Origin of the sequence: Streptomyces sp. ME19-01-6 (assembly GCF_033793745.1) — a bacterium.
GTDB lineage: Bacteria > Actinomycetota > Actinomycetes > Streptomycetales > Streptomycetaceae > Streptomyces.
On the sequence record NZ_JARAXF010000051.1, the window covers coordinates 1 to 25809 of the forward strand.

Annotated in this window: 24 protein-coding genes and 2 pseudogenes; 14 read left to right on the forward strand and 12 right to left on the reverse strand. The window is 68.0% G+C overall.

Going from position 1 to position 25809, the window contains the following annotated elements:
- Positions 1-217: pseudogene (locus PV419_RS50130) on the reverse strand (hypothetical protein); the annotation flags it as partial.
- Positions 218-364: 147 nt separating this feature from the next.
- Between PV419_RS50130 and PV419_RS50135 the strand changes: the two are divergent.
- The 7 genes from PV419_RS50135 to PV419_RS50165 all read left to right on the forward strand — a co-directional run bounded on the left by PV419_RS50135 (position 365) and on the right by PV419_RS50165 (position 8338).
- Entirely contained in the window at positions 365-1540 is a 1176-nt protein-coding gene (locus PV419_RS50135) for an alpha/beta hydrolase (RefSeq protein ID WP_319700764.1), read from the forward strand.
- Between the two features lie 2 nt (positions 1541-1542).
- Positions 1543-2460: an alpha/beta hydrolase gene (locus PV419_RS50140; protein ID WP_319700766.1), complete on the forward strand. Its 918-nt coding sequence runs from the start codon at positions 1543-1545 to the stop codon at positions 2458-2460.
- A 201-nt stretch (positions 2461-2661) separates the two neighbouring features.
- A complete protein-coding gene (locus tag PV419_RS50145; RefSeq protein WP_319700768.1) occupies positions 2662-3639 on the forward strand; it encodes a helix-turn-helix domain-containing protein in 978 nt (325 codons plus the stop codon).
- A gap of 389 nt (positions 3640-4028) precedes the next feature.
- On the forward strand, positions 4029-4892 hold the full coding sequence (locus tag PV419_RS50150) for an alpha/beta hydrolase (RefSeq protein WP_319700809.1): 864 nt from the start codon (positions 4029-4031) through the stop codon (positions 4890-4892).
- Positions 4893-4939: 47 nt separating this feature from the next.
- A complete protein-coding gene (locus PV419_RS50155; RefSeq protein ID WP_319700771.1) occupies positions 4940-5431 on the forward strand; it encodes a hypothetical protein in 492 nt (163 codons plus the stop codon).
- 351 nt (positions 5432-5782) lie between these two features.
- On the forward strand, positions 5783-7396 hold the full coding sequence (locus PV419_RS50160) for an AMP-binding protein (RefSeq protein WP_319700773.1): 1614 nt from the start codon (positions 5783-5785) through the stop codon (positions 7394-7396).
- A 168-nt stretch (positions 7397-7564) separates the two neighbouring features.
- Positions 7565-8338 carry an enoyl-CoA hydratase/isomerase family protein gene (locus PV419_RS50165; protein ID WP_319700775.1) on the forward strand — a complete coding sequence of 258 codons (774 nt, stop codon included), beginning with the start codon at positions 7565-7567 and terminating at the stop codon, positions 8336-8338.
- Positions 8339-8591: 253 nt separating this feature from the next.
- Here PV419_RS50165 and PV419_RS50170 read toward each other — a convergent pair whose 3' ends face one another.
- A complete protein-coding gene (locus PV419_RS50170; protein ID WP_319700776.1) occupies positions 8592-9848 on the reverse strand; it encodes an aldehyde dehydrogenase family protein in 1257 nt (418 codons plus the stop codon).
- Between the two features lie 25 nt (positions 9849-9873).
- Positions 9874-10536 carry a zinc-binding dehydrogenase gene (locus PV419_RS50175; protein ID WP_319700777.1) on the reverse strand — a complete coding sequence of 221 codons (663 nt, stop codon included), beginning with the start codon at positions 10534-10536 and terminating at the stop codon, positions 9874-9876.
- On the opposite strand from PV419_RS50175, the gene PV419_RS50180 reads away from it, so the two are divergent.
- The gene (locus tag PV419_RS50180) at positions 10529-11149 is read left to right on the forward strand and encodes a TetR-like C-terminal domain-containing protein (protein ID WP_319700779.1); all 621 of its coding nucleotides are present in this window, start codon (positions 10529-10531) and stop codon (positions 11147-11149) included. The two genes, PV419_RS50175 and PV419_RS50180, sit on opposite strands and share 8 nt — an antisense overlap.
- 197 nt (positions 11150-11346) lie before the next feature.
- On the opposite strand, the gene PV419_RS50185 is transcribed toward PV419_RS50180, so the two are convergent.
- Both PV419_RS50185 and PV419_RS50190 read right to left on the reverse strand, forming a co-directional pair.
- On the reverse strand, positions 11347-12291 hold the full coding sequence (locus PV419_RS50185) for an alpha/beta hydrolase (protein ID WP_319700780.1): 945 nt from the start codon (positions 12289-12291) through the stop codon (positions 11347-11349).
- A gap of 258 nt (positions 12292-12549) precedes the next feature.
- Positions 12550-13161, reverse strand: a complete 612-nt coding sequence (locus PV419_RS50190; protein ID WP_319700781.1) for a CGNR zinc finger domain-containing protein — start codon at positions 13159-13161, stop codon at positions 12550-12552.
- 468 nt (positions 13162-13629) lie between these two features.
- On the opposite strand from PV419_RS50190, the gene PV419_RS50195 reads away from it, so the two are divergent.
- From PV419_RS50195 to PV419_RS50210, 4 genes are all read left to right on the forward strand, one after another.
- Positions 13630-13809 carry a hypothetical protein gene (locus PV419_RS50195; RefSeq protein ID WP_319700782.1) on the forward strand — a complete coding sequence of 60 codons (180 nt, stop codon included), beginning with the start codon at positions 13630-13632 and terminating at the stop codon, positions 13807-13809.
- A 44-nt stretch (positions 13810-13853) separates the two neighbouring features.
- Positions 13854-14642, forward strand: coding sequence for an enoyl-CoA hydratase/isomerase family protein (locus PV419_RS50200; protein ID WP_319700783.1), 789 nt, complete (start codon positions 13854-13856; stop codon positions 14640-14642).
- A gap of 35 nt (positions 14643-14677) precedes the next feature.
- Complete coding sequence (locus tag PV419_RS50205) at positions 14678-15394, forward strand: flavin reductase family protein (protein ID WP_319700784.1); 717 nt, start codon at positions 14678-14680, stop codon at positions 15392-15394.
- Positions 15395-15634: 240 nt separating this feature from the next.
- A complete protein-coding gene (locus PV419_RS50210) occupies positions 15635-17452 on the forward strand; it encodes a GMC family oxidoreductase (protein WP_319700785.1) in 1818 nt (605 codons plus the stop codon).
- A 315-nt stretch (positions 17453-17767) separates the two neighbouring features.
- Here the strand turns inward: PV419_RS50210 and PV419_RS50215 are convergent, their stop codons facing one another.
- The 5 genes from PV419_RS50215 to PV419_RS50235 all read right to left on the reverse strand — a co-directional run bounded on the left by PV419_RS50215 (position 17768) and on the right by PV419_RS50235 (position 22926).
- Positions 17768-18337, reverse strand: a complete 570-nt coding sequence (locus PV419_RS50215; protein WP_319700786.1) for a TetR/AcrR family transcriptional regulator — start codon at positions 18335-18337, stop codon at positions 17768-17770.
- Between the two features lie 247 nt (positions 18338-18584).
- Positions 18585-19886 carry a DUF3533 domain-containing protein gene (locus PV419_RS50220; RefSeq protein ID WP_319700787.1) on the reverse strand — a complete coding sequence of 434 codons (1302 nt, stop codon included), beginning with the start codon at positions 19884-19886 and terminating at the stop codon, positions 18585-18587.
- A 301-nt stretch (positions 19887-20187) separates the two neighbouring features.
- A complete protein-coding gene (locus PV419_RS50225; protein ID WP_415925548.1) occupies positions 20188-20997 on the reverse strand; it encodes an SDR family NAD(P)-dependent oxidoreductase in 810 nt (269 codons plus the stop codon).
- Positions 20998-21083: 86 nt separating this feature from the next.
- Entirely contained in the window at positions 21084-21305 is a 222-nt protein-coding gene (locus tag PV419_RS50230; RefSeq protein WP_319700789.1) for a hypothetical protein, read from the reverse strand.
- A gap of 193 nt (positions 21306-21498) precedes the next feature.
- A complete protein-coding gene (locus PV419_RS50235) occupies positions 21499-22926 on the reverse strand; it encodes a coniferyl aldehyde dehydrogenase (protein WP_319700790.1) in 1428 nt (475 codons plus the stop codon).
- A 129-nt stretch (positions 22927-23055) separates the two neighbouring features.
- Between PV419_RS50235 and PV419_RS50240 the strand changes: the two genes are divergently transcribed.
- Positions 23056-23646 carry a TetR family transcriptional regulator gene (locus PV419_RS50240; RefSeq protein ID WP_319700791.1) on the forward strand — a complete coding sequence of 197 codons (591 nt, stop codon included), beginning with the start codon at positions 23056-23058 and terminating at the stop codon, positions 23644-23646.
- Positions 23647-23772: 126 nt separating this feature from the next.
- On the opposite strand, the pseudogene PV419_RS53640 reads toward PV419_RS50240, so the two are convergent.
- Positions 23773-24057 (reverse strand): annotated as a pseudogene (locus PV419_RS53640) (Tn3 family transposase); the annotation flags it as partial.
- A gap of 358 nt (positions 24058-24415) precedes the next feature.
- Positions 24416-24904 carry an alpha/beta fold hydrolase gene (locus tag PV419_RS50245; protein WP_319700792.1) on the reverse strand — a complete coding sequence of 163 codons (489 nt, stop codon included), beginning with the start codon at positions 24902-24904 and terminating at the stop codon, positions 24416-24418.
- Between the two features lie 158 nt (positions 24905-25062).
- Here PV419_RS50245 and PV419_RS50250 point away from each other — a divergent pair, with 158 nt between their 5' ends.
- Positions 25063-25686, forward strand: a complete 624-nt coding sequence (locus PV419_RS50250; protein WP_319700793.1) for a TetR/AcrR family transcriptional regulator — start codon at positions 25063-25065, stop codon at positions 25684-25686.
- Positions 25687-25809: the final 123 nt, after the last annotated feature.

Below are 25809 nucleotides of genomic sequence, written 5' to 3' on the forward strand. Positions count from 1 at the left end.
TCACCGGAGCGTCACGCTCGCCGAGCCACCGCAGCAGGCCCTCCGACTGCGCGATCGTGAAGAGCGGATCCACCAGCAGCGCCTCTCCCCCGTTCGAGATGAGGATGCTCGACGTCGGCGACCAGGAACGCTCGCCCAGATCGGGCGGCACGTCGGAGTTGGTGGTCGGCATGCCGTCCGCGACGTGTACGGCGTAAGCCAAAGCGTTCGACGTCATTGGTGGACTCCTCGGTCACAAAGCGATGACATTGACGCAAGCATAGACCCTATGCTTACGTCATACTGCTCGCGTCGGCCAAGAATCTCGAGAGCCACTGGCTCCGATTCGTCGCCGCAGGAGAGCGATCGTCAAAGGAGACACGAGATGAACAGCCCAGCGACGAAGGCGCCGACCGCGGTGCTCGTCCACGGATACCTGGACGACGGCGCCATCTGGAACAGCGTCCGCGCCGTCCTCGACGAGCGGTCGATCCCCTCGATCGCGTTCGAACTCGCCGGCATGGGTGCGCGCGCCTCGGATCAGGGGCCGTTCACGCTCGCCCGCTGGGCCGATGACCTCGAGAGCCTCGTGCGCGCGGCGGAGGGCCCCGTCGTGCTCGTCGGCCACAGCATGGGAAGCCAGATCGCCGAGCTCGTCGCCGCCCGCCTGGCCGAGCAGGTGCGTTCGCTGGTCCTGGTCAATCCGATCCCGCTGGCGGGCACTCACCTGCCCCCGGAGCAGATCGCCCCCTTCCAGGCGCCGGATCTCGGACTCGACGCGCAGCACGCCTTCCGTGGTGCGCTCGCCACCGCGTTCCCGGCCGAGGAGAGTGACCGGCTCGCCCACGTGGCGCTGCACGTCGACCCGTCGACGATCTCCGACACGGCGACGGCATGGAACAACGGCCACCCGGACGGACAGCAGCCCAGCAAGTTCCACGGGAGCGTCACCGTCCTGCGCGGCGCGAACGACCCCTTCGTCACGGAAGAGATCGTCTCCGCGTATGTCGCGCCCCGCTTCCCCGGCGCCGCCTCGCAGACGGTCTCCGGCGCGGGTCACTGGGCGCACGTCGAGAACCCGGCGGCGGTCGCCGCCGTCATCGGCTCGGTCGTCGAGGCGACCGCGTCGGCCTCCGCCGACGGCCGCCCGGCCAAGGCCTGGACGGCCGCGTTCGAGCACCGCACCCAGGACTCCTTCGCGGCGGCGCTCTCGCCGAACGTGCGGATGGAGGCGAGCGCGCTCGCCAAGCCGCTGGAGCGCAAGGAGCAGGTCGAGGCCCTCATGGCCGGGGTGAGCTCCGTGTACGAGCGGCTCGAGTTCGTCCGGAAGGTGCAGGACGGCCCGCGGACGTATCTGGAGTGGGAGGCCGCCGCGTTCGGCGGCTTCGAGATGAAGGGGATCACGATCCTCACGCGTGATGACGAGGGGCTCATCACGGAGATCGCCATCCACCACCGCCCCCTCGGCGCCGTGGTGCAGATCAACGCGAAGGTCGGGGCAGCCATGACCGCGGCCGGCCTCATCCCCGCCGAGTACTTCAACTTCACGGAAGGCGAATGACCATGACAGAACGCATCGACGTAGAGTTCACGGCGGACGGGGGCGTGACTCTGCGCGGCTGGCTCTACCTGCCGGACGCCGAGGGTCCGCGCCCCGCGATCACGATGGCGCACGGATTCGGCGGCAACCGCGAGATGGGCCTCGACCCGTACGCGCGCAAGTTCGCCGACGCCGGCTTCGTGGTGCTCGTCCACGATCACCGTACGTTCGGCGCCAGCGACGGCGAGCCCCGCAACGACGTCGACCCGTGGCGTCAGATCGCGGACTGGCGCCGCGCGATCAGCTTCCTGGAGGCCCGGCCGGAGGTCGACGCGAACCGCATCGGGGTGTGGGGTACGAGCTTCGCGGGCGGTCACGCGATCGTGCTCGGCGCGACCGACGTGCGGATCAAGTGTGTGGTGTCGCAGGTGCCCACCATCAGCGGATTCGAGCAGTGGCAGCGCAAGGTTCCGCCGGAGCGCATCGCCGCCTTCGAGCTCGCCCAGGCCGACGACGAACGCGCCCAGGCCGCCGGCGGTGAACTGCGGTACCAGACCTCCATCGGCGACGATCCGGCCGACCCGGCCCTGTACCCCAGCCCGGACGCGCTGCGGTTCTACCGTGACCTGGTTCCGCCGGGCCGCGAGAACAACACGGTGACGGCGCGCTCCGGCCGGGCCGCGCGGCTGTACGAGCCGGGCGTATGGATCACTCGGGTCTCGCCCAAGCCGCTCATGATGATCGTCGGGACCGGCGAAACGGTGATCCCGGCCGACATCCAGATCGCCGCCTTCGAACGAGCGCTGTCCCCCAAGAAGCTGGTCCTGGTGCCCGGCGGGCACTTCGACGCCTACAAGGTGCACTTCGAGGAAACCAGCGGCGCCGCGCTGTCCTGGTTCCGCGCCCACCTCGACCCGGACGCGGCCTCGACCGGCTCGTGAAACGGAGGCGGTTCCGGCTGCTGCTGGAACCGCCTCCCCCAGGCGGGTGACCGCCACCTCTCTCCTTGGCGGAGCGCTTCCGGAACGTGGCAGCCAGGTTCACGCGCGACCTGGCACGGCCGGTCATACTCTCGGGCACCGCTCAACGAGGAGAGGGGACGTCCGATGCGACACGTCGACGAATCAGGCACGTCGGGACGAGTGGATACGCTGCCCGTTCCCGGTCCCGACGCCGCCGAGTGCCGCAGCCTGGACGCGGTGCCCGCCGTCGACCGGCAGGAGGTCTGGCAGGACATCCTCTCAACCATGCTGCTTCCCATGTCGGTTCGGCTGGCGCCGGAGACCCGGCCCGGCTTCCGGGGCCGGGTACGGCGGCACTGGCTCGATGACATGGCCCTCGTCGAATGCCGTACCGACCCGTTCACCGGCCGCCGTGGGCGTGCCGAGATCGCACCGGGTGACGACGAGTTCATCGCCGTGCTGCTGTACACCGCCGGGCACGAGTACATCAGCCAGCGGGACACCACGCTCGACGTCCGCTCGGGCGGTGGCGTCGTGCTCAGCAGCTCGTCCGAATTTCGCTTCGCGGTGCCCGTGCCCTACTACAAGCGGTGCCTCGTGATTCCTACCGCGGCTCTCGCCGAGGTCTCCGACCTGCCCAGGAGCGGCTGCGTCGAGCTGAACCATCGCGTTCCGGCGGTCAGCCTCCTGGACGGATACGTGGACACACTGGTTCGCACACTTCCAGCACTGTCGGACGAAATCCGCACAGCCGCCCGCAACGCCACGCTCGAGCTGGTGGCCGCCGTGCTGCGTGACGGTGGCATGGACACCAAGTGCGCCACGCCCGCCTTGCGAGCCAGCATGGATGCCTGGATCGAACGGCACCTGTGTGATCCCCGCCTGTGCCCGGACGCGCTGGCTGCGGCACATGCGGTGTCCGTACGCACCGTCCACCGGCTCTACGGCTCGGACGGCGACACATTCGGAGCCGTTGTCCGTCGGCGGCGGTTGGAGCGTGCTCGCCAGGAACTGATCAGCGGCGACCGGTCGGTCTCGTCCCTTGCCGCGCAGTGGGGCTTTGCCGACGCGAGTCACTTTTCGCGTAGCTTCAAGACCGCGTTCGGCATGTCGCCAAGGGATTACCGGGCCTCTGTGTCCGCCGGGCCGGCCTCATAACGCAACGCCCTCAGCGTTCAGCAGTGTCAACTGCGACGGTTGGGCACGCCATCCCACGATGACGCCGCTGCGGCTTGCTCGGTCCGTCCCGCTGCCCCAACGCGGCACCGTACGCCTGGTTGGCGTCGTCGACTTCGTACGGCCGACTTGCTCCCGATCTCCTGCCGCGGCGCATCCTGCTCAACGCCTGATGACGCCATGTGTGCCAGAGCTTGAATGTGCCCCTTTTCCGACCGGCACGGAGCTTCCAGAACCGGACAGTCAGATTCATGCCGCGACACGCACTGCCGCGGGATGGTCCTCCTGGCGGGTGCCCCATGGCACCGACGCCGTCATCGGGGATTGGAGGATGAGTGACTCGTCGTGAAGTTGCCTTCGACGCCGAGGGTGTGACGCTGCGCGGATGGTTCTACCCGGCGGAGGGGGCTTCCGGCCCGGCTCCCGCGATCGTCATGGCTCATGGCTTCTCCGCCGTGAAGGAGATGTACCTGGACCGCTTCGCCGAGGTGTTCGCCAGAGCCGGTCTGAACGCGCTTGTGTTCGACAACCGGAACTTCGGCGCAAGCGATGGGGAACCACGCCAGGAGATCGATCCGGTCGCACAGATACGCGACTATCGGCACGCCATCACCTGGGCCGGCGACCTGCCCGAAGTCGATCCGCTGCGGATCGGTGTCTGGGGCAGCAGCTACTCGGGCGCTCATGTGCTGGTCGTCGCAGCGATCGATCGCCGGGTGAAGGCGGTGGTCAGTCAGGTGCCGCTGGTCAGCGGGTCCGCCAACGTACGGGCCCTGGTGCGTGCCGACCTGATAGCCGGTCTGCGCGCCCTTTTCGACACCGATCGCGCGGCGCGGCTTCGCGGTGAAGCGCCGGCGATGGTGCCCGTCGTCACCGAGGAGTTGTTCGGTTCGGCGGCCCTGCCGACTCCGGACTCGTGGACGTGGTTCACCGAGACCGCCAAGCTCCGCGCGCCGGCCTGGCGCAACGAGGTGACGCTGCGCAGCGTCGAGATGTTCACGGAATACGAGCCGATCACGCACATCCCGCTGATCAGCCCGACGCCGCTGTTGCTCATGCCCGCGCGGGAGGACCACCTGACCCCGGCGCATCTGGCCATCGACGCGTTCGAGCAGGCCAGGGAGCCGAAGAAGCTGGTCATCCTGCCGGGCGGGCACTTCGACGCCTACGTCGACGGATTCGAGATCGCCAGCCGCGCCGCCCGTGACTGGTTCGTCGAGCACCTTGCCGGCTGACCCAACCCAGTTCTGTCACACACCGATGAGGAAGGACGGTCATTGCCATGCCCATGGTCGAGATCACCTGCGCTGAAGGCGCGCTGGACGCCGCCGCCAAGAAGGAGCTGCTGGGAACCCTCTCAGCGAAGTGCATGAGCTGGGAGGGCATCGAGATCAACGAGGACTCCCAGTCCATCGCCTGGGTGTTCCTGGACGAGCGGCCGAGGAACAGCATCTCGGTGGGCGGACAGCCACTGAGCCAGAACATCTACCTGGTCAACGTCAGTGTGATGGTCGGCTTCATGGACTACAAGCGGATCGAGGGAATGGTCAAGGAGGTCACCGAGGCCGTCCTCGCCGCTGACGGCACGGAGGGGACCGGGGTTCCCCGCGTCTACGTGATCATCAAGGAGGTGCCCAGCGGCACCTGGGGCGTCGAAGGGAAGGTCTGGCCCACGGTGTTCACCGCGGAGACACTCGGACTGGATCCCGAGCGGATCAAGCGGATGGACTCGGCGATCCAGGCCAACCCGCGAATCGACGTTCCGCTGGTCTAGGCATTTCACGCCACGGACGTTGCGCGTCGGCGGGATCGGCCGGAAGCGGCCTGATCCCGCCGGCGCGCCGTATCAGTCGTCGGGACAGGGGATGGCGGGCGGAGTCCGGTCCTGTGCGTAGCTCGATGGCCCGTGGCCGGTACGCCGTGTCGAGCAGGAGCGCCGCGATCAACGCTCCTCGGTCACTACGGCCAAGCTCTCCGCGCCGGCGACGTGAAACCCGACGTCGGTCGGCTTGCGTAAGCACATACCCGTCTCGCGTAACTCATCGACGCATGCGGATGCGTACGAACTCGCCCAGGCCACCCACCTGCGTCAAGCCCAACGTGCACACACACCGCTGGAGGCAACATGATTTCGCAGGATGCCGGCGACCGTTCGGTACCTCTGCTGAACGAGACCATCGGCTCCAACCTGGAGCGCACAGTCGCCGCTCATGCAGACCGCGAGGCGCTGATCGAGGTCGCAACCGGCCGTCGGTGGACGTGGAGCGAACTCAACCGGGAGGTCGACGACATTGCGCGTGGCCTCATCGCCTACGGCATCGAGAAGGGCGACCGCGTCGGTATTTGGGCACCGAACTGCGCCGAGTGGACGATAACCCAGTTCGCAAGCGCCAAGATCGGCGCGATCCTGGTCAACGTCAACCCTGCATACCGGGCCCGCGAGTTCGCCTACGCGGTCAACCAGTCCGGCATGAGGCTGCTTCTCGCGGCAAGCGGCTTCAAGGCCGGCGATTACCGGGCCATGGCCGAGGAGACCCGCCCAGGCTGCCCCGCACTGGAGCGAGTCGTGTACATCGACACCGACGACTGGGCCGATCTGGCCGCCGCCGGCAAGACACAACCGGTAAACGTCCTGGAGCAGCGTCAGCGCGCCCTCGACCCGCATGACGCCATCAACATCCAGTACACCTCGGGCACCACGGGAAACCCCAAGGGCGCGACCCTGAGTCACCTCAACATCCTCAACAACGCATACTTCGTCACCGAGACGATCGCACTCAGCCCTCAAGACCGGCTGTGCATCGCTGTCCCGCTCTACCACTGCTTCGGCATGGTGCTGGGCACCCTCGGCTGTGCCACGCACGGCGCAACGATGGTCCTTCCGGCCCCGGGGTTCGACACCGAAGCCACTCTGCAGTCGCTCCAGCACGAGCACTGCACGGCCGTCTACGGCGTACCGACGATGTTCATCTCGATGCAGAACCACCCGGACTTCGCCTCGTACGACTTGTCCTCCCTGCGCACCGGCATCATGGCCGGCGCGGTCTGCCCGGTCGAGGTAATGAAGCGCTGCGTCAGCGACATGCACATGAGTGAAGTGTCGATCGCCTACGGCATGACCGAGACCTCACCGATCAGCTGCCAGACCCTTATCGACGACGACCTCGAGAGGCGTACCACCACCATCGGCCGAGCCGCGCCACACGTCGAGATCAAGATCGTCGACCCCGAAACCGGCAAGACCGTGCCGCGCGGTGCGACCGGTGAATTCTGCACCCGCGGCTACTCGGTGATGCTCGGCTACTGGAACGACCCCGAGAAGACCGTCGAGGCGGTCGACCCCGACGGGTGGATGCACACCGGCGACCTCGCCGTGATGCGAGAGGACGGCTACTGCAACATCGTCGGTCGCATCAAGGACATGGTCATCCGTGGCGGCGAGAACATCTACCCGCGCGAGATCGAGGAGTTCCTCTACACCCACCCTGACATCGAGGACGTCCAGGTCATCGGGGTTCCCGACGAGAAGTACGGTGAGGAGCTGTGCGCCTGGATCAAGATGCGCGCCGGTGCCGAACCGCTCCACGTCCAGCAGGTGCGCGAATTCGCGGCCGCGGAGCTCGCCCACTACAAGATCCCGCGCTACGTCATGGTCGTCGAGGAGTTCCCCATGACGGTGACCGGCAAGATCCGCAAGGCGCAGATGCGGAAGGACTCCCAAAGGGCGCTCGGTCTGTAGCTCCGCGGTCACACCCGCAGGCGAGCTCCGCAGCGAGCCGCCAGATCCAGGATCATCCGTGGCTGCCCAGCCGCGCCCTGGCGCACCATGCCGGGATCCTGCTCACCCAGTAACCGTCATGACCCTGCCGCCCCAGGTTCGGCGGCAGTACTCCAAAGAAGGATCTTGATGGCCCGCTACGTCGACTACGCCCAGGCCAACGGCGCAGCCCGGATCACTCTGGTCGCCGACAACGACTCAGGGAACCCGATCAACACGACCTCCGCGCGCGAACTGCTCGACGCCGTACTCCGCGCGAAAGCGGATGACGCCCGTGTCATCGTTCTCGGCGCAAAGGGGCGGTTTTTCTCCGTCGGAGGCGACCTGTCCAGCATTGCCGCTGCCGAGCATCCCGACGCGATGTTGCTCGAACTTGCCGAACTCGCGCATCGCACGGTCACCGAACTGGTTCGCAGCGCTGCGATCGTCGTCAGCGCAGTTCAGGGCACCGCTGCGGGGATCGGTTTCCCCCTCGCCGCCGCGGCCGACATCATCCTCGCCGCCGACACCGCAAGGTTCAGCCTCGCCTACACCAAGGTCGGGCTCAGCCCCGACGGTGGCGGCAGTCTGCTGGTCAACACCCTCGGCCTCCACCGAGTGCTCCGCCTCGTCCTGGTCGGCGACCTCCTCACCGCACTCGAGGCCTACGAAGCAGGCCTTGTCGCTCGGGTTGTCCCCGTCGAGGGACTCGACACGGCCGTCGACGAGATGGTCTCCGCACTGCTCGCCGGGCCGCGCCTGTCTCTCGCAACGGCGAAGAGGCTGGTACGTGATGCCGCCGAGCCCTCCCCTGAGTCCGCCATGCGCAGGGAGGCCGAAGCGATCAGCCGCCTTGGCGGATCGGTCGATGGCCGCGAGGGCGTTGCCGCCTTCCTCGCCAAGCGGCGTCCCGAATTCAGCTGACCAGCGCCGGCCTGGCCGGAGCATCGGGCTGTCTTTCCCTCCAGGGCCTTTCCGCCGTCCCGCCCGTTCCGTACCGCCTCGTCACCCCTGTTTGCCGGGCCCGTTCCTGATCGGCGGCGGCTTCCCGGCTCCTGTAACAGCTGCCCCAGGAAGACGCGAACCATCGCCGAGCAGGTGCGTCAGGGGGCACCCCTTGCCTGCCCGCGACATGAAGCCAACGAGGCCAGTGACCGTGCCTCGATGCGGCATCGGCTCACCTGTGCAGGGACGCCGTGGGTCGCACGACGTACTGGCGCAGATACAGGTCGCGGTAGGTGACGGGGCCGCGGGGGCCGGGGACGCGGTCGATGTTGATGCCGGTTTCCGGCAGGCGCAGGAGTTTGAAGCCGTCGAGGAGGCGTGTGGTGGAGTTCCAGAAGACGCCTGAGCCACCGTAGGCGTCCATGAACCGGTCCGCGGTGTCCGGGTCGTGGGTGGCGATGGCGGCGGCCAGTTGGGAGGTCTCCTCGTTGGCGATCCGTGCGGCTTGGATGGGGCCGTCCGCCTCGTCGATCGTCACCGTTGCCGCATGCTCGGAGTCCAGGGACCACTCGTAACCGCGCGCGTGGGTGTGCGGCGGCAGCGATGCCGAAATGCCCAGCTCTTCGAGGGTCTTCAAAATACCCGGCAGCAGCTTGTCGTGGACAGCTCGGTCGATGAGGAGCAGATTGAGCCGGTTGCAGACGCCCAGCCGGTCCAGGCTGCTGGTGATCAGTTCGTGCACCAGCTTCTCGTCGGCGTCCGGGGCCACGTACAGCACTCCGCCGCCGTCCGCGTGGGCCAGCGTGCGCACACCGTGGCGGGCGGCCTCGCGGCCGAGGTCCCGGGTGCTGTCGCCGCTGCCGCGCAGGATGACCAGGGGGACGGTCTCGGGCAGCGACACCAGCGCGTATGCCGCCGCTCGGTCCTCGCTCGGCACCAGCTGGATGGCGTCCGGGTTCAGTCCCGCGTCGGTGAGAGCGGGCGTGATCACGTGAGTGACCAAGGCCTGGGAGGAGCGCAGGGCCGCCGAACCGGTGCGCAGCACGCCGCCGTTGCGGGACTTGAGGAACTGGGAGGCGACGTCGAGTGTCACATTCGGACGCGCCTCGAAGTTCGCGCCGATGACCCCCACCGGGCGGCGGCGCTCCAGCAGGACCAGGCCGTCGGGACGCTCCTCGAGGACGGTGTCCCGCGGCTCGTGCGGCACGTCCGCCAGCGTACGCAACGCCACGGCCATGTCCTCAAGGCGTGGGCCGGTCAGCCGCAGGCGATCCTGCAGTGCCGCCGACATCCCGCTTGCGGCGGCCGATCGCAGGTCGTCCTGATTCGCCGCTGTCAGGACGTCGCGTGCCATGTGCAGCCGCTCCGCCATGGCCCGCAGCCCGGTGTCGATCTCCACGTCCGACGCCCGGGCCAAGTCCGCCGAGCCCTGCGCCGCCCGGACTGCGCAGGCCTGAACCGCCTCCTGGACGGAGCGGGGCACACTCATCTCGTTCCTGCTCACATGGGTCCCTTCATGATCCAGGCGACACTACGCGTCGGGTGACAGGAGGATCGTTCAACAATCTCCGGGCGGTGTCACCGTAAACCGCTCGGTTTCCGCGGGGCAAGGGAAAGAGTGCCGGCTTGAGCATGACCCCGCTCTCGCTGTCCTCGAAGGCCTGGTTGATGTCCTCCAAGTCGTAGTGCTTGATGAGTCTGTCGAACGGGAACCTGCCGGCCTCGTAGGAAGCGATCAGCTGCGGAATCAGCACCTGAGGCACGGCATCGCCCTCAAGGACGAAGGTCACGCTGGCGCCGGTGAGCATCGGGCTGCCGATGTCGACGGGCGACTCGGTACCGGGCTTTGCCAAGCCCACGATGGCGGCGTGGCCGAGCAGGCCCATCGAGTCGATCATCTGGCGGAAGACGACCTTGTGGCCGGTTGCGTCCAGCGCGTAGTCCGCGCCGCCTCCGGTGATCTCCTTGATGCGGGCGACCGGGTCCTCGTTCCTGCTGTTGATCGTGTGCGTGGCGCCGACGCTCTTGGCGAACTCGATGCGACTGTCGACGATGTCGACGGCGATCACTGTCGTGGCGCCTGCGGCCACTGCCGCAAGCAGGCCGGAGAGACCGACCGCGCCCGTACCGAAGAGCACGAAGCTCGAGCCGGGCTTCGGCTTGAGTACGTTGAGCACAGCGCCCGCGCCCGCCACCCTCTATCGGCGCTGGCCGTCCAAAGAGGTCATGGTCGTCGACGCCGCCGCCGCGTACGCCAAGGAACTGACGGCGCAGCCGGACACCGGCACACTCGAAGGCGACCTGCGCCCCCTGCTCCGGGACAAAGCAGCTTCCCTGACCGGCAACGAGGGAGGGGTGCTGCGCACCCTGATCGGCGAGGCCGCGTACAGCCCCTCCCTGGCCGAGGCCCTCACGAACGCCTTCATGGTGCCCGTGCGCGAACGCATGGAGGAAATAACGCAACGCGCGGTGGACCGGGGTGAGATCCCGCCGGTGGAGCACGCCGAGCTGCTCGGCGATCTGGTGATCGGTCCCATGATGAGCAGGTTCTTCCTCACTCCCCTGCCACCGAACCAGGTCGACGCCGCCACCGCGGAGGAGACCGCCGACCACATGCTGCGCTTCCTTCTGCGCGCCTTCGGACACCAGGGGCACGGTGGCGAGCGAGACGTGGCTGCCCGCACGATTTCGAGCTTTCCCAGAACGCGTCCGGAATCCCCGAGCCCGACGGCGGCCCCTCGAGGAGAAGCACCAGGAGAGGACCGGTCGGCGGACGCATTGGACGAGTGACGCGCACGCCCGCCAGGTCAGCGGCCTGTGAAGTCGACTGGCGCCGGCGGGCGCGGTCCATCAGCCGGGCGTGTTCGGCGGTCAGCTCCCGGGCGGCGTTGCTGACTGCGGTCACCCTCGAAGGTCATGTACGTCTGCTCGTACGCGGAGATGTTGACGAAGACCAACAGGCCGACAGAGAAAGCAAGAGTGATGGGTCAGTTGTTCAGAAAGCTCAGGATATGATCGGCGACCGTCTTGGGCTGCTCAAGGTGGAGGAAGTGCCCGGCACGGGGGACGACGACGCGTTCGAAGCCGTTCTTGAACACGGCGTCCATGCCGTCGCTCACCTCCACGGAAAAGCAGTTGTCGTCGGCACCGTGGAGGTACAGCGACGGGACGGTGATGGCACCGCTCGCCCGGGCCTCCAGGGCTCGCGCCGCCTCATCAGCGGGGGGTGAGAACAGCTGGCGGTAGTAGCCCAGAGTCTCGGTCAGGACTCCTGGCGCACGGAGGGTTTCCTTGAGCGCGGTCCGCTCCGCATCCGGCAGCTCGTAGCCGGGCGACCACTCCTGCCAGAGCCGGTCGATGAAGGCGAAGTCGTTGAGCTCGACGGCCGGCTCCGCCAGGGCCGTCTGGAAGAAGAACATGTACCAGCTGCGTCGCTGCTGGTCGCCGTTGGTGAGCCAGGCGGTTCGCAGTTGCGGGCCGTAGGGAACCGCCATGCCGACAAGCTTGCGGACGCGGGTGGCGTCGAGGCTCGCCGCCGCGTACGCCGCCCGGGCGCCGAGGTCGTGACCGACGAGATCCGCCCGATCGCGCCCGAGTGCTTCGATCAGGTCCAGGACGTCCTGCCCGGTCGCTGACGCGCGATAGGAGCCGTCGGGCGCGGCGCCAGCCGGCCAATATCCGCGCTGTGCGGGAGCGACTGCCCAGTAGCCGTCCTTTGCGAGGCGGTCGAGCATCCCCGCCCAGGAGCCGGCATGGTCGGGAAAACCGTGGAGGCACAGGACGAGCGGCCCGCTGCCGGCCTCCAGGATCGGAACCTCCAGTCCGCCTGCCTGAATCGTCCGACGACGGATACCGTCACCTGCGGAGAACTTATCTGTCGTCGAGTCCTTGCCGGACGGACGCGTCGGCGGTCGCTGTGTCTCGGGTGCCATGCGTTCAACCTCCAGGCCGCTTTCGCGGCGTCGCGGACCGGCGCGGCCCGGACCGAGTAGTGAGTCCTGACGTCATCGAGCGGGGCCACGACGACGTCATGCGGGTCGGCCTTTCGCCGGAGCCCTCTCAGGGGGCAACAACCGTATGACTTTCGCTTATTTCAACACAAGCGAAATCCGTGCTCACCACCGAAAGGAGCAGAATCACCATGTTGATTTCACTGGAGGCCCCCGCCGGGCGGCCGACCCGGAGGACTTCTACGACCCGGCGGTACGGACACGCTGACGGGCCCGGTGAGCACGCAGGTTCTCAGGGTTGCCGCAGGTCTTGGTGGAGTGCCATACACCGCTGTTGTTGCGGGAGCGGTCGAAGAACGCCGTTGTGCAGCGCGTATTGCGGCAGATCTTGAGTCGGCGCCAGACGTCCGCCTGCTGAGCCTGGAACACCTCGAGGAGCACCAGGGCGGCCACATACCGCCGGCCCTGGCCGCGCGGCTCCAGGACAGCCCGTCCGTTGCGGTCCATCCGCACGGCCGCCGCCGCGACATGAACGGCGGGCGCAACGGTCTGGTCGTCGACGCCCGCGGCGTCGTCGTGCCGTGAGGCGAGAATCCGCCGCAACTCAGCACGCAGGCCGCGCAGTTCCTCAAGCTCACTCTCGGCGAGATGCACCTGTGCGGGGGCCTGCCCCCTCTCATGTGCCCAGCAGTCCAGCGCCTGATCGACCCAGGCCTGTGCGTCGGAGAGGCCGTCCAGGAGGTCGGCCGCCCGGGGCCGGCCGGCAGAAATGGTGTTGAGCAGGTCGTGCACGATTGCCAGCCCGACCGGTGCCGGTTCGACCTCGTACCGCGTGGACGCGGACCACACCATGACCCTGCCTCCCTTTCGCTGATCGTTCGGCTCTACCGACATGACCGTGACCGTTTGGCCACTGGCTCAGGGTACGACACTGTCGCCCTCTTGTAGTGAAAGAGGTTAAAGGCGTAAGGTCCTTTCATCTTGATTGGTGACGCAGCCACAGGAAGGGTGTCGCTCATGAGCTCGTCCGGCCCCCAGAGTCCCGGACCGCTTGCGGCCATCACCACGACCCATGGCTACGGCGGAGGGGTCCGCAAAGCCCGCGTGCTACCGCTCGCCGACCTCTTCGCCGAGGCGAGGGTCACCGCGCCGCCGCACGACCCGACGAGCGGGCCCGAGGTCGACGCCGCCAGGAGCGGGCTGTGGGGCACCTGCCACGCCGGGGGGCCACGCACTCGTCCTCGGCGGCGTCGATCAGCGACTACGCGCCCTCGCCCAGGTACCCACCACACACTCAGGCCGCGGCAGGCGTCTTTCCTCATGATCGTCGGCAACGACGACCACCCGATCCCCACCGACCTCGCACTGACGGCCCGCGAACGAGCCCTGGAACCCAAGCGGCTGACGTTCATCGACGGTGGCCACTACGCCCCGTACAGCACGCGGTTCCCCATCGCCGCGCAGTCCGCCCTGGACTGGTTCCACCAGCCCCTCACCTGACCGACGGCGAGCCCGTCCGCACTGTCCCGAGCCAAGGAAGTCCCATGTCCGTTCTCACCCACTCCCTCGACGGCGACGTCGCCACGATCGTCCTGGACAACCCCCCACAGAACCGCTTCGCACCCGAGTTCACCCAGGAACTCAGCGACATCGTCGACGCCATCACCCGCAGCCCGGCCCGCGCCGTCGTACTGCGGGCCGAGGGACCCGACTTCAGTCACGGCGGCGACTTCCGCCCCTGGGTCGGCGCCGACCGCACCAGCCTGCGGGCCGACTTCGACCACGCCCTGGCCGTGATCAACCGGTTCGAACAGCTCCCGATCCCGGTCGTGGCCGCGGTGCAGGGGCTGTGCTACGGCGGCGGGTTCGAACTCGCGCTGCGCGCCGACATCATCCTCGCCGCCGAGAGCGCCCGCTTCGGCCACCCCGAGCAGTCGCTCGGCATCGTCACCCTCCTCGGCGGGATCCACCGCGTGGCCGAACGGGCCGGCCGGGCCCGCGCCTTCGAATGGGCACTGACCTCCGAGCAGGTACCCGCCACGGTCATGGCCGAGGCCGGCGTCATCAACCGCGTCGTCCCCGACGACGAACTGCGCACCGAAACCGAGTCCTTCGCCCGCAAGATCGCCGCAGGCCCCACCCGGGCGCACGTGGTGCACAAGGCGCTGCTGCGCTCCTGGGCCACGGGCGGCATCCCGGCCGCCGACCAGCAGCTGTTCGACCTCGCCGTCCCGCTCTTCGAGACCGAGGACGTCAAGGACGGCATGGACTCCGCCGCCAAGGCCCTCAAGGAGGGACGCCCCCGCCCCGTACTGCCCTTCAAGGGCCGCTGACCCTCTGACTCCCCCCACTCGCCAAAGGACACCACATGATCATCGACTCCGCCGACCTGGACGCCAAGTCCGCCTACAAGCTGCTCATCGGCAGCGTCATCCCTCGCCCCATCGCCTGGGTGAGCACCCTGTCCACCGAGGGTGTGGGCAACCTGGCCCCCATCTCCTTCTTCACGGTCGTCGGGCGCAAACCGCCCCGGATCTCACTGTCGTTCCAGCCGCGCTCGGACGGCATGACGCTCAAGGACAGCTTCGTCAACATCCGGGACACCGGTGAGTTCGTGACCAACATGGCCACGCTGCCACAGGTGGAAGGGCTGAACCGCAGCGCCTTCGAGTTCGAGCCCGATGTCGACGAGTTCGACGCGGTCGGCCTGGAGAAGGTGCCGTCCGAAGCCGTTCGTCCGCCGCGCATCAAGGGGGCGCCCATCGCGTTCGAGTGCACCGTCGAGCACATCTTCTCGGCGCCCGACGGACTCAACAACGCCGTCTGGGGCAACGTGGTGCGCTTCTACATCCGAGACGACCTCTACGTGGGCGGCCGAATCGACTTCGGCGCCATCGCTCCGGTGGGACGGCTCGCCGCCGAATACACCCTGGTGAACAACGCGTTCGAGACGCCGCTCGACGCCGAAGTGATCCAGGAGCGCGCCAGTCGCCGCATGGTGCGTCTGGACCGCAAGGACACGTACTACTCGCCGATCGACACACCGGCCTGGTCGCCGTCGGGCTCCACAACGACACTCGACTGACCGTCAGGACGCGACAAGGTGACACCCCTCAGAGGTCTGGCTGACCGACTGTCCGACACTTCGAGTCCGGTTCGGGCCGCGACGACCCACCGGTGTGTCACCTCACACCCCTCCGCTCAATTGCATGTGACGCCGTAAGCGTTCGGTTCAGAAGGCCCATTACTGCCGTATTCACCCGCCCGACCGCGCAGCCGCCCATCAGAACGGCTCCGAGTCACCCGTTCTCAATGAGGAGAGCACGTGTCACGGAAGAACTCTTCCACGAATCCAGACGAGCCCAGAGACGACTCCAGGTACGACTACGACGTAATCGTCGTCGGTTCCGGTTTCGGCGGATCCGTCACCGCCCTCCGGCTCACCGAAAAGGGTTACCGCGTAGGCGTGTTGGAAGCGGGCCGCAGGTTCACCGCTGACTCGCTGCCCAAGAACTCCTGGGACGTCAGGAACTACCTCTGGGCACCCAAGCTCGGCCTGTACGGCATCCAGCGCATCCATCCGCTGGGCAACGTGGTGGTACTGGCAGGGGCCGGGGTCGGGGGTGGCTCCCTCAACTACGCCAACACCCTGTACGAACCGCCGAAGCCGTTCTTCGACGACCCGCAGTGGAAGGACATCACCGACTGGGAAGGGGAGCTCAAACCGTACTACGACCAGGCCCGGCGCATGCTCGGGGTGCGCCTCAACCCAACGACGACCCCGGCGGACGTACACCTTCAGGCGGTCGCCGAGCAGATGGGCGTGGGTGAAACCTTCCACATGGCCCCCGTGGGGGTCTTCTTCGGCGACGGCCAGGACGCCGACGGGACGACGAAGGCCAAGCCGGGAGAGGAGGTGGCCGACCCGTACTTCGGTGGCGTCGGCCCGGCCCGCAAGGCCTGTGTCGAATGCGGTGAATGCATGACGGGCTGTCGCCGCGGCGGGAAGAACAGCCTCAACGAGAACTACCTCTATCTCGCCGAGCAGGCGGGCACCGTCGTCCACCCCATGGCGACCGTCGTCTCGATCACGGACGACTCGCCGGACGGGTACACGGTCAGGACCCAGCCGACGGACCGGAAACGCAAGAGCGTCGGCCGCACTTTCAGGGCGCGGAACGTGGTCATCGCGGCTGGCACCTACGGTACGCAGACGTTGCTGCACCGGATGAGGACGGGCGGGCAACTTCCGCACATCTCCGAGCGGCTGGGCGATCTGACCCGCACCAACTCCGAAGCCCTGGTGAGTGTGCACGCAGGCGTCCGGTGCCATCGCAAGGCCGCCGGAGGGCAGCGCATCGACTTCACGCGCGGTGTGGCGATCACATCCTCGATCCACCCCGACGAGAACACCCACATAGAGCCCGTCCGCTATGGCAAGGGATCCAACGCGATGGGCGCCGGGTTCGTCCTGCAAGTCCCGTACGCCGAGGGCTCGTCGAGGTTCCTGGGCTGGCTGGTGAACGTGGCGAAGCACCCGGTGCTCATGGCCCGCTCGCTCTCCAACCGCCGTTGGTCCGAGCGGACGATCATCGGTCTGGTGATGCAGTCGCTGGACAACTCCCTCACGACCTATCTGAAGCCGAAGGGCGTGGGCAAGGGGTCGTTGATGTCCCGTCAGGGCCATGGGGCGCCCAACCCCAAGCAGATCAAGGCGGCTTCGGAGGCCGCCTCGGTCATCGCTGCCGAGGTCGACGGTTTCGCGGGCAGTAATGTGGGCGAGTTGATGGGTATGCCGCTCACCGCTCACTTCCTGGGCGGCTGCCCCATCGGCGACACTCCCGAGACCGGCGTGATCGACCCGTACCACCGGCTGTACGGACACCCCGGCATCTCCGTCGTCGACGGAGCGGCGATCTCCGCCAACCTCGGAGTCAACCCGTCCCTCACGATCACGGCCCAGGCCGAGCGCGCGATGTCGGCCTGGCCCAACAAGGGCGAGGAGGACCCGCGTCCGGCGCAGGGAGAGGCCTACCAGCGCCTGACGCCTGTGACGCCCCAAAGCCCGGCAGTCCCGTCCGATGCCTTCGGCGCCCTCAAGTTGCCCTTCCTGGGGATGCCGACGGTGCCGCCGAAGGGGTAGCTGCACCGCACCGCCCGAGCAGGGGCTCGGGCGGACACGGGAAGCCGTGGGCGTTGACCAGGCCCACAGCGGGCTCGCGGGCGCTTGTTGCAGGCCGGCCGCTGCGGCACCTACGAGGAAATCCCGTGCGAGTAAGCATGCGGGAAGCGCAGCTGGCGGGGCTCGCAGGGAAGCCCGGCATCGCCTGAGCCGGCGCCGACGTCACCAGCTCGGCATCGGTCAACCGCGGCAGGAGCCCACCGCGATGTCTCCACACGGTCATCTACATGCACGTGAAGCGCCATCAAGAGTGGGCCGGATCAGTCGCGAGGTGCGTCAACGCACGCCTGCACTGTCGAGCAGGACGCTCACGGTGGGCGCGATGAGCCCAGCCAGGTTCTCGGCCTTGCTGCCCGCGCGGGCTACTGCGCCGTCGAAGGTGAGGCTGAGTTGCCTGGCCAACAGGTCGGGATCGCTCGCCCCACCCCGTTCGGCCTCGGTACGGAAGAAGGCCGTCAGATTGCCCTTGGCCCGGCGGACCACCTGGCTTGCGGGATGGCCCTCATCCTTGAGCTCGATCTGCACGGCAAGGTAGCGGCAGCCTCGGAATTCCGGCGCGCCCGCCCGGGACTCCACTTGCTCGAACACGTGCAGGATCCGCTCGCGCGGCGGGCGACCATCGTCCGCTGCAGGCAGGAGTCGCGCCGCGAAGGCAGTGATGCGTTCCTCCAGGCTCGCCGTCAGGAGTTCGTCCTTGCTTTCGAAGAGCTGGTACAAGGAACGCTTCGACACCCCTGCGGCCTTGCACAGCGCATCGACACCGACGCCGACGCCTTCTTGGTAGGTGAGCGTGGCGGCTGCCTCCAACAGCCGCTCGCGGGGAGTCACCTTCGCCTGAGTTGTCATAGTTAGAGGTTAACTCCATTCCAACGAAAAGAAAACCGATCGGTTTCCAGGGTGGAGCTCGGGTGATGGCGGGTGCCAGGCTTCATGACCGAAGGGCATCCGAGTCCGAGCGGAGGGCTCGGCGGCGGCTGCGTGAGTACCGCCGCCGAGCCCTTGGGGTGTGCACGCCTCCCGTCCCCACGAAGCGACGCGCACTGAGGGCCACTCCGCACAATGGCCCCGTCTTTGGTGTCGTGAGCACGGTCCGCTACGCCGGGACGGCAGGCTCCTTGTGCTTCGCCTCCGCGGCGGTGGTGCGGTGCAGCCCCTTGCGGTCGTACCAGCCCGTCACACCGAAGCCGAACAGTGCGGCTGCCGCGAGGCCGACGGCCATCATGACCCAACCCCGGGTCAGGCCCGCGTCGCCCTGGGCGTCGTAGTAGAGGATCGAGCGGACGCCGCCGGTGATCTGCCGCAGCGGCTCGAACTCCGCGAGGAAGCGGTAGAAGCCGGGCAGCGACTCGATCGGGGTGGTGGCGCCGGCCGTCGGCACGGCCATCGCGATGAAGACCAGCGTGACCACCAGCATGCCGGGCGTACCGAAGACGGCGAGCAGAGTGAGGGCGCCGATCCCGGCGACGGCGATGGCGGCCACCGAGTACAGCCACAGCAGCGGCAGATGGGAGGCGTCCATGCCCATGATGCCGATGGCTCCCACCATGACCAGGGTGCCCATCAGCAGGGACAGGGTCGCCATGAGGGTGCTGCTCATGGCGAGGCTCTGCACGCGGGTGGCCCGGGTCAGCGGGCGGTGGATGCGCAGGGGGCCCATGTCGTTGTGGGTGTAGCCGAGGGCGTGGTCGACCTGGCCACTGATGACGTTGGCCGAGAGCATGCCGCAGACCACGAGGACGAGCGCGTAGTAGAACGCCGACATGCCCAGGCCGCTGTGTGAGTCGAGTGGATGCCCGTCCTTGACGGTCACCGTGGCCGGATCGGCCAGCAGGACGCGGGCCGCGGCCGGCAACTCGGCCTGCTGGGCCTGGGTCTGAGCGGTCAGCTGCTTGCCCACTTGGAGCGAGGCGCTCTCGGCCGCCGTCGTCGCCGCCTGCCGGGCGATGTTGGAGCCGATGCTGCCGGCGGACTGGTTGGTCAGCACCGTCAGCTGCGGGCGAACCGGATTCTCGGTCGCCGAGGATCCGGTCAGCGCGGCGACGGAAGAGGTGAAGTCAGCGGGTACGACCAGCGCGCCGAACAGCTTGCCCTTGCCGAGCTCCTTCTTCGCCTCCTTCTCGCCCATCACCTTCCAGTCGATCTTGTCTCCGCCCGCGGTGGACGTCTTGATCGAGCCGGTGATCTGCGCCCCGAGATTGAGCGGCTTGCCGCCGACACTGGCCCCCTTGTCGGAGTTGACCAGGCCGACCGGCAGATTCTTCGTATGGCCGGCCGGATCGATATTGGGGCCGACGTAGAAAATGCCGAACAGCAGCGCGAGCACGCCCGTGATGACGCCGCTGGCTATCCAGAGGGGTCTGGCACGCAGCAGGCGGAAGGGGTGCATTCCATTCATGACTTACTCCGGTCTGGACAACACAGATACATCAGAAGGAGACCGGACGGCGCCGTTGCAGGCCGGGAGCTCTCTGGGGTTCAACCCTCGGCCTGTACAGCCGCAGGGGAACTCGGTGACTGCTCGGCGACCCCACTGGATCACGGTCGTGACCGCCCCCTATGGGAAACCAGCCAGCTTCATCACTATTGTAAACCGGTCGGTTTCAAGCCGCCAAATCGAGAGGGCACTCCCGAGGGGCGGCGGTGGGCAGTTCACCGCTGCGAGCGATCGGTCGGCGTCGCCTGTGGTCCGGAGCAGGTCAGTGACCAGGCCCACTCGAGCGCATCTGCCACTGGGTCATCGCGCCGAAGGCCAGAACGTTGGCTCGGCGGGTGGTGAAGCGCGAGGTCAGGGTCATCACCCAGTTGAATGTGCCGGAGACGACGCTGGGCGGCGGGTTGCGCCGGTCCAGCGTGCGCAGCGCGGTCGTGACCACCTGACTCGGCGTCTGCAACCGGACACCGCGGGCCATGTCGTCGGAGCCGGCCGTGTCGAAGAACTCGGTGCGGGTCGGACCCGGAGAGAGAGCGAGCACGCGCAGCCCGGTCCCTCGCGATTCCTGCCACAGCGCCTCGGTGAAGCTCAGCACGAAGGCCTTGGTCGCCCCGTAGACGGCGGCGTTCGGCCACGGCTGGTACCCGAGGGAGCTGGCGACGTTGACCAGGACACCGGTCAGCTGGCCGATGAACGCCCTGGTGACGTCGACCAGGCTGGCCACGTTCAGGCCGATCTCCTGCTGGACCCGTGCCGGGTCCTCCTGGCGGAACGGGCTGTGGGTGCCGAAGCCGGCGTTGTTCACGAGGCTGGTGACGGTGATCCCACGCTGGGCCACCTCCTGGGCCAGCGCTTCGCCCGCGGCCGGCACGGTGAGGTCGAAAGGCACCACCGTGATGGTGACCTTGTACTTCGCGGACAGCTCGTCGGCCAGGGCCTGAAGCCGGTCCGCTCGGCGGGCGACCAGCACGAGGTCCGAGCCGCGCGCGGCGAACTGGCGGGCGAACTCCGCGCCGAGTCCGGCACTCGCCCCGGTGATCAATGTGGTCTGGGTGCGGTAGTCGATCTTCTTCATGGCGGTCAGGGACACGGTGCCCTCGCGGGCACCTCCTCCCCTTCTCCTTTCAATCCTTGCGACGGTCGGCGACCGTCATCGAGTGCTCATCTGTTGCCGAGGCGGGCTCGGAGCCGGCCTCGGCGATGGTCGTGACGTTTGAGGTGTCCCCGGTGACGACCTCGGCGCCCCATGCCCGCACCTCGGCCGCGCGGTCGTCCTCGCGGCGGATCCGCGCGGACCGGCACGTTCTGGGCGCGCAGCCGCTCGGTGACGAGGCGGCCCATGCCGCCGGCGCCGGTGACGAGAACGAGGTCGTGATCAGCCATCGGGGGCCTCCTTGCGGAGGTGTGCGCCTCGGCCAGGCCCTGGCCGCTGCACGGGCGGTAGTGCGTCCTGGCGTTCGACGCCGCCGCTCGGGGTGAACACCCTTTCCGCCGATCCTCTGATCGGTCTCGCCGAACGGGCGGCCGCACTTGTGTGGGGGGTGCTGAGGAGCGGCGGGCGCCGGTGCTGCCCCCTTCACCGGAGCAGGAAGTTGAGGAGGGTTTCGGTGCGCTTGTTGAAGGGGGCGCGCAGCATGCGGGTGGCGTTCCAGCGTCCTTGTTCGTAGATGCCCTTGGGGTGGCTGAGTGTGCGGAAGCCTTCGATGCCGTGGTACTTGCCCATCCCACTGGCGCCGACGCCGCCGAAGGGGAGGTCGTCCTGCGCGACGTGCATGATGGTGCCGTTGACGGTGACGTTGCCGGAGGTCGTACGGTCGAGGACCTTGCGCCGCTCGGGGCCGTTGTCGCCGAAGTAGTAGAGCGCGAGCGGCCGCGGTCGTGCGTTGACGTAGTTGATGGCGTCGTCGATGTCGCGGTAACCGAAGATCGGCAGGATGGGACCGAAGATCTCCTCGTGGGCGATGCGCATGTCGTCGGTGACGCCGAGCACGACGGTCGGTGCGAGGGTGTGCGGACGGCGGGCCGCGTCGCCCGGCCGGTGTCCGACCTCGATGATCCGCGCCCCATGAGCGCGGGCGTCCTCTATCAAGTCGGTGAGGATCTTGTACTGCTTGTCGTCGATGATCGACGTGTAGTCGTCGCTGGTGGGGCCGTCGGGGTAGGCGGCCTTGACCAGTCTGTCGTAGGCGGCGATGAAGGCGTCGATCTCGGATTCGTGCACCAGGGCGTAGTCGGGGGCGATGCAGGTCTGCCCGCCGCTGAGCAGCTTGCCGAAGACGATGTCGGCCACGGCCCGGTCGTGGACGTGTCCCTTGGCCACGATGGTCGGGGACTTGCCGCCGAGTTCCAGCGTGACGGGGACGAGGTGGTCGCTGGCCGCCTGCATCACGGCTCGCCCGACCTCGGTGCTGCCGGTGAAGACGAGATGGTCGAACGGCAATGAGGAGAACGCGGAGCCGTCGCCGCTGACCATCGTGACCTGCTCCGGCGGGAAGAGCTCGGCGAGCATCGACGCGAGCACCGCGTTCGTCGCCGGGGTCAGCTTCGACGGCTTGAGCATGACGCGGTTGCCGGCGGCGATCGCGGTGACGACGGGCATGAGCGACAGGTTGACCGGATAGTTCCACGGCGAGATGACGCCGACCACGCCGAGCGGCTGGTACTCGATGCGGTTGCTGCCGAAACGCAGCGCCAGCTCGATGTGCCGGTGGGTCGGGCGCATGAACCGGCGAAGGTTGCGCCGCAGGTAGTCGATGCCCTGCACGACACCCACGACTTCCATCAGCGCACTCTCGTGCCGCGAACGATGCCCGAAGTCGGCGCCGATCGCCTTCTCGATGTCGCCACGCCGGGCGATCAGCGCCGCCCTGAACCGGGTCAGATCGCTTCGCCGCGCCTCCAAGGAAGGCGCTCCATCGCGCAGGAAGGCGGCGCGCTGGGTCTGGAGTATGTGATGGAAGCGCTCCGCGTCGGTGGGCTGTGTGGTGACGTCGGTGATGGTCATGATCGCGTTCCTTAGCTGTTGATGAGGGCGGCGGGGACGGAGTCGACGTCGCTCATGGCATTCACTCTACGCACTCCTTTGCACTGAGTGCAAGTGGGTGCATCGCGTGAGACGAAGTACCATCGGTGCATGACTCAGAAACCCGCCCCCATCCGGGAACAGACCCGCTCCGTCGTCCGCTCCCTGCTGGCCCGAACCGCCATCGAGCTGTTCGCTGCCAAGGGCTTCGACAGCACGACCCTCGATGAGGTCGCCGCCGCCGCGGGCGTCTCCCGGCGGACCCTGTTCAACTACTTCCGCAACAAGGAAGACCTCGCGCTCAGCGGCCTGGACGAACAGGGCGAACTGATCGCCGCGCGCCTCGCCGAGCGCCCGGCCGACGAGGACGCCTGGACGGCGCTGCGCGCGGCGTTCCAGGTGCTCGAGGAGATCGACATAACAGCCGAAGGGCGCCTGGAGTTCATCACCCTGCTGTTCGGCAACGATTCCCTGCGCGCCGGACACACCGAGAAGCAGGCCCGCTGGCAAGACCTGTTCGCACCGCACATCGAGCCGCGACTGCCCGACTCCGACCACCGCACCCTGCAAGCCCGCGCGATCGCAGCCGCAGCGATCGTCTGCATGCAGGCAGCCAACGAGGAATGGGTACGCCTGGGGGGACAGGCCGACATGTTCGACCTCTACGACACCGCCGTACAGGCCATCCGCCGCCCCACCTGAAACCAGCCGCATCCAGCTCCACCACGCTCGCCGGCGTGGGATCACGGCCCGAACCGCCTGACCGCACCCGGCAAGACCGAACAATCCGGCCTGGGTGTCGTAAGAGTTGCCGTTGGCGTGGCGGCTGGGCCAGATGTGTGCCAGCAGGTCGTCATCAACGGGTCGGCCGGCCCGGCGCAGCGCGGTGACTGCGAGGCCGTAGTACTCGGTGGTCCAGATGACGATCGCGGTAGTGGCCAGCGTCAGGCACCACATCTGCTCGGTTGCTGCTCGCAGTGCTGGCGCCGGACCCGCGCCCTCGCCGACGTAGGCGAGTTCCCGGCGCAGGGCGTGCAGGTTCTCGCCCTTGTTCAGCTGCCGGGCGATTCGCCGCCGGTACGACTCGTCGGCCAGATAGCGGGCCGCGTCCACGGCAAGACTCCCGCCGGCGCTCAAGAAAGCGGGCCAGCCGGCTACGGGAGTCCTTCATCGTGTTTTCGTGCTCGGTCGGTCGGTGGCGTCCGCCAGGGTGCGGGGTCGAGGCACCGTGAGCCCCAGGTCGAGGCGCTTGTCCACGTCCAAGCGGAAGGTACCGTGACGACGCCCCGCCGACGGGGACGGGAACACCATGCCGCACATGACCACCTTCGCCAGGAACCAGTGGTTCCCGACAGGAGCAGGCAGCGAGACGCTCTCGCCAGTGATCACTTCTAACAGGCTCCGCTACCGGACGCACCATAGGTGATCGAGGATCAGCCGAAGCGGGTCCGGCAAGGAGACACCTGCGTCGCTACTGGTCACCGTCGGTGACCAATGCGGTCATCAGTTGACGGCCAGGGGGAGCCGCCATGGTGACAAGCTTGCGGACACGCCTCGCATCGAGGCTCGTAGCCGCGTACGCCGCTGCGGCGCCGAAGTCGTGGCCGATGAGATCCGCCTGCTCGCGCCCGAGCGCTTCGATGAGGGCGAGGGCGTCCTGGCCGGTCGAGGCAACGCGGTAGGAGCCGTCGGGGGCCGCGCCGCCGGGCCAGTATCCGCGCTGTGCGGGCGCGACCGCCCAGTACCCCTCCTGCGCGAGGCGGTCGAGGATCCCTGTCCAGCTGGCGGCATGGTCGGGAAACCCGTGGAGGAACACAACGAGCGGCCCGCTGCCGGCCTCAAGGATCGGCACCTCCAGTCCGCCTGCCTGAACCGTCCGATGACGGACGCGGTCGCTCGCCTGGAACCCCCTGGCCGGGGAGTTCTCGCCGAAGGGCGGTCGCTGGGTCACCTGTGTCATGAGTTCAACCTCCAAGCCGCCTTCGCGGCGTCGCGCTCCGGCAAGCCAGGACCAAGCCGGTCCAGCGAGCTCAGGACGGTTGTGTACTGAACAGTCGGAAACCTAGGCGGTTCTGTACTGAGTTGTCAAGAACAGTGGGTCGGCCGTACCTTCTGTGTATGGCGAGACCACGAAGCTTCGACCGCGACCACGTCCTGCATGCCGCCGAGCGGCAGTTCCGCGCCTCGGGCTACAACGGCACGAGCGTCGACGACATCAGCGCCGCCACCGGCCTGGGCCGCGGCAGTCTCTATGCCGCGTTCGACGGCAAGCACGGCGTGCTGCTGGAGGCGATGGGCGGCTACTTCGCCCGGCTGGGGCAGGGTCCGCGGAAGGCGCTCGCCGGACCGGACGAGGGCGCCCTGGAACGACTTCACGCGTACTTGCTGCGCGCCGTCCACGGGGTGCCGCTCGCCGCCGACGTACCCCCCGCGTCTGACCGGGCGGGGGCGGCCTGCTTCGCCGCCAAGATGGCCCTGGAGGTCGGCGCCTCCGACCCCGAGGTGAAACGCCTGGCCAACGAGTGCTTCTCCGTGGTCGCGACGGCGGTGGCCGAGTGTGTGCGAGCGGCGCAGCGCAACGGCGACATCGACCCCGACGCGGATCCCGACGACCTCGCGTACCTTCTGCTGACCATCATCCGCGGGAGCGATGTCGTCGGCGCGTACGGCCACAGCCCCGACCGCCTGACCTCGATCGCGGAGAGCGCGTTCGCCCTGCTGCCCCGCCCACGCCACCAATGAGAAGGGCACGGCCGGCCTCGTGGCACAGACGTCTGACGCGGTCGGCCCACTTCGACGCCGCGGAGGCACGGCCCGAAGGTTTACACGCCGCCGGGCGGTCGTCTGGGCGGTTGGCGAAGAACT

What these genes read in the sequence shown, in the direction of transcription:
- PV419_RS50135 (WP_319700764.1), top strand. Translation starts at nt 365, where the DNA reads ATGAACAGCCCAGCGACGAAGGCGCCGACCGCGGTGCTCGTCCACGGA.
- PV419_RS50140 (WP_319700766.1), top strand. Translation starts at nt 1,543, where the DNA reads ATGACAGAACGCATCGACGTAGAGTTCACGGCGGACGGGGGCGTGACT.
- PV419_RS50155 (WP_319700771.1), top strand. Translation starts at nt 4,940, where the DNA reads ATGCCCATGGTCGAGATCACCTGCGCTGAAGGCGCGCTGGACGCCGCC.
- PV419_RS50160 (WP_319700773.1), top strand. Translation starts at nt 5,783, where the DNA reads ATGATTTCGCAGGATGCCGGCGACCGTTCGGTACCTCTGCTGAACGAG.
- PV419_RS50165 (WP_319700775.1), top strand. Translation starts at nt 7,565, where the DNA reads ATGGCCCGCTACGTCGACTACGCCCAGGCCAACGGCGCAGCCCGGATC.
- PV419_RS50170 (WP_319700776.1), bottom strand. Translation starts at nt 9,848, where the DNA reads ATGAGTGTGCCCCGCTCCGTCCAGGAGGCGGTTCAGGCCTGCGCAGTC.
- PV419_RS50185 (WP_319700780.1), bottom strand. Translation starts at nt 12,291, where the DNA reads ATGGCACCCGAGACACAGCGACCGCCGACGCGTCCGTCCGGCAAGGAC.
- PV419_RS50190 (WP_319700781.1), bottom strand. Translation starts at nt 13,161, where the DNA reads ATGGTGTGGTCCGCGTCCACGCGGTACGAGGTCGAACCGGCACCGGTC.
- PV419_RS50195 (WP_319700782.1), top strand. Translation starts at nt 13,630, where the DNA reads ATGATCGTCGGCAACGACGACCACCCGATCCCCACCGACCTCGCACTG.
- PV419_RS50200 (WP_319700783.1), top strand. Translation starts at nt 13,854, where the DNA reads ATGTCCGTTCTCACCCACTCCCTCGACGGCGACGTCGCCACGATCGTC.
- PV419_RS50205 (WP_319700784.1), top strand. Translation starts at nt 14,678, where the DNA reads ATGATCATCGACTCCGCCGACCTGGACGCCAAGTCCGCCTACAAGCTG.
- PV419_RS50215 (WP_319700786.1), bottom strand. Translation starts at nt 18,337, where the DNA reads ATGACAACTCAGGCGAAGGTGACTCCCCGCGAGCGGCTGTTGGAGGCA.
- PV419_RS50220 (WP_319700787.1), bottom strand. Translation starts at nt 19,886, where the DNA reads ATGAATGGAATGCACCCCTTCCGCCTGCTGCGTGCCAGACCCCTCTGG.
- PV419_RS50225 (WP_415925548.1), bottom strand. Translation starts at nt 20,997, where the DNA reads ATGAAGAAGATCGACTACCGCACCCAGACCACATTGATCACCGGGGCG.
- PV419_RS50230 (WP_319700789.1), bottom strand. Translation starts at nt 21,305, where the DNA reads ATGGCTGATCACGACCTCGTTCTCGTCACCGGCGCCGGCGGCATGGGC.
- PV419_RS50235 (WP_319700790.1), bottom strand. Translation starts at nt 22,926, where the DNA reads ATGACCATCACCGACGTCACCACACAGCCCACCGACGCGGAGCGCTTC.
- PV419_RS50240 (WP_319700791.1), top strand. Translation starts at nt 23,056, where the DNA reads ATGACTCAGAAACCCGCCCCCATCCGGGAACAGACCCGCTCCGTCGTC.
- PV419_RS50245 (WP_319700792.1), bottom strand. Translation starts at nt 24,904, where the DNA reads ATGACACAGGTGACCCAGCGACCGCCCTTCGGCGAGAACTCCCCGGCC.
- PV419_RS50250 (WP_319700793.1), top strand. Translation starts at nt 25,063, where the DNA reads ATGGCGAGACCACGAAGCTTCGACCGCGACCACGTCCTGCATGCCGCC.